The organism is Paenibacillus taichungensis (genome assembly GCF_003287275.1).
Classification (GTDB): domain Bacteria; phylum Bacillota; class Bacilli; order Paenibacillales; family Paenibacillaceae; genus Paenibacillus; species Paenibacillus taichungensis_A.
In genome coordinates this window covers 1-617 of sequence record NZ_QEVW01000052.1, presented here as the reverse complement: position 1 = coordinate 617, position 617 = coordinate 1, and the positions used below count along the sequence as shown (strand labels likewise).

Here is a 617-nt window from a genome sequence, read left to right as displayed (position 1 = left end):
CCCCTGTGGCACCCGTGGCTCCTGCACCCGCCAATAATGTGTAATCCGGCGATGTTCCCGGTGTGCCTGTTGGCGATGCCACATTGGTAATATACGTGCTGCCATCAAACGTCACCACTTGACCCGCTGGATACGTTGGCGCTACTGCTGGGTCGAATGGGACGACGCCTGTCAGGCCCGCACCTGTGGCGCCCGTTGCACCGGGATCTCCGGTTGCGCCTGTTACACCAATGCCGGTTGCCCCTGTGACACCCGTGGCTCCCGCACCAGCTAACAACGTGTAATCCGGCGATGTTCCTGGGGTGCCTGTTGGCGATGCCACATTCGCGATATACGTACTGCCATCAAACGTCACGACTTGACCCGCTGGGTAGGTTGGCGCTACTGCTGGGTCGAATGGGACGACGCCTGTCAGGCCCGCACCTGTGGCGCCCGTTGCACCGGGATCTCCGGTTGCGCCCGTTACACCAATGCCGGTTGCCCCTGTGGCACCCGTGGCTCCTGCACCCGCCAATAATGTGTAATCCGGCGATGTTCCCGGTGTGCCTGTTGGCGATGCCACATTGGTAATATACGTGCTGCCATCAAACGTAACCACTTGACCCGCTGGATACGTT

At 60.6% G+C, this 617-nt stretch carries 1 pseudogene; it reads right to left on the bottom strand.

The window, feature by feature from the left end:
* A pseudogene (locus tag DC345_RS31390) lies at nt 1–617 on the bottom strand (hypothetical protein); the annotation flags it as partial.